Source organism: Blastococcus sp. SYSU D00868 (genome assembly GCF_054050575.1).
In genome coordinates this window covers 1-1938 of the sequence record NZ_JBJGZO010000059.1, presented here as the reverse complement: position 1 = coordinate 1938, position 1938 = coordinate 1, and the positions used below count along the sequence as shown (strand labels likewise).

Below are 1938 nucleotides of genomic sequence, written 5' to 3'. Positions count from 1 at the left end.
GGGGTGGTGGGGGTGGTGGGGGCCGGCGGGGGGGCGGGGGCCGCGCCCGCCCCCCCGCGGGGGGGCGCGGGGGGCGCCCCCCCCCCCCCCCCCCCCCCCCCGGGCGGAGGAGCTTCGGGACGCCCTGCGGCGGGGCGTCGAACGGCGACGGGCCGCCCGTCCCCACCTCGAACTGGGTCATCATGTCGTGGTCCTCGTGGGTGTTGTTGTGGCAGTGCAGCATGTACCGGCCGATCCTGGGCGGCAGCGGCACGGGCTCGTCCGGGGCCGGCGGAGGCGCCGGCGGAGCGCCGAACTGCGTGAGCACGCGGATGGTCTCGTTCTCGCCCAGGTAGACGACGTCCTTGGGGCCGGCGGACTCGTGGGCGGCGGGCGGGCGGCCGTTGCGCGACAGCACCCGGAAGTCCACGAGGTGCAGGTGCACGGGGTGGAACCAGCCGCCCGAGCCGTTCTCGAACTCCCACAGCTCGACGTCCCCGAGCGCGGGATCGGCGATGACCCGCCGGAACTGCGACTGTTCCACGTCGGCCCACGTCAGGTCGTTGATCGTCCACTCGCTGCCGCCGCGCTCGAAGGCCAGCCGCCGGGTGCGGACGGCCTGCTCCGGGCGCAGCCCCATGAGGGCGTGCTCGGGGATGTCCAGCGTGTCGGGCACGGGCCCGTTGTTTCTGAGGTCCGTCGCCGTGGGGAGCACGTCGAAGGCCGCCACCCGGTCCGTGAAGTCGTAGTCGACGGAGTTCTCGACGCCGAGGTTGCGCAGCTCCACCCGGCGGCCGCGGAAGGGCGTGAAGTCGACGACGACGTCGTAGCGCTCGCCCATGCCCATCCGGATCTCGGCCGCGTCGACGGGGTCGTGCACCAGCCCGCCGTCGGTCCCGATCACGGTCAGCGGAGCGGACGGCGACAGCCGGAACCGGTACCCGCGGGCGATGGAGGCGTTGAGCAGCCGGAAGCGGTACCGGCGCGGCTCGACCGGGAAGGCGGGGAAGGGCACCCCGTTGACCAGCAGGACGTCGCCCATCGGCCCGGAGTCGCTGCGGTCGTCGTAGAGCAGCTGCCCCCGGCTGGTGAAGGCGACGTCGGTGACGATCAGCGGCACGTCGTAGTCGCCCTGCGGCAGGCCGAGGGCGTCCTCGAGGGGGTCGACCACGTGGTACTGGCCGGCCAGCCCCATGGCGACGTTCTCGGCCGTGTGGTGCACCGCGTGGTCGTGGTACCAGAGGGTCCGCGCCTCCTGCTGGTTGTCGTACAGGTAGTCCTTGTACTGCCCCGGCCGGGAGGTGTCGTTGGCGTACCCGTCGTACTGCGGCAGCGAGGGAGCACCGTGCAGGTGCACCGACGTCGTGGGCTCGTACCGGAACACCGGGTGCCGTACCGGCAGGTCGTTGGTGAACCGCACCCGGGCCCTCCGGCGCCGCTGCACGCGGATCGTGGGGCCGGGGAACATGCCCTGGTAGCCCCACATCGTCGTCGTGAAGCCGGGCACGAGCTGGGCGCCGAACTGGCGCATGGTGACGTCGTAGACGTCCCGTTCCTCCGCGGCGGTCGGCGCGGGGTCCACGCCCGTCCGCCCGAGCACCGGCGGCCGGACGAGCCGGGTCTGCCGGGCGAAGGGGCGCGGCAGCCGGTTCTCCGACAGCTCGGATGCGCGCTTGGCGTCGGCGGAGACGGCGAGGGGCAGGGCCAGGGCCGCGGCACCGAGGGCCCCGACCTTGAGGGCGTCGCGGCGGCTGAGGGTGGGGTCGTCCATGACGGGGATCCGTTCCGGGGAGGCTGCCGGGTGCCCCCAGCCTCAGGTGGCGGCGGGGCCGGGCACAGCCGCGGGGGGGGGGGGGGGGGGGGGGGGGGGGGGGGGGGGGGGGGGGGGGGGGGGGGGGGGGGGGGGCGGCGCGCCGCCGCCCGGGCCGCCAGCGACCGCGCCCGCGCCGCGCGGCTGCA

Annotated in this window: 1 protein-coding gene; it reads right to left on the bottom strand. The window is 75.6% G+C overall.

Translation table 11 applies throughout. The features are described from left to right. The coding region (locus ACI79F_RS24325) for a multicopper oxidase family protein (RefSeq protein ID WP_456578961.1) at window positions 1-1750 on the bottom strand (1750 nt) is incomplete at its 3' end. Window positions 1751-1938 lie beyond the last annotated feature (188 nt).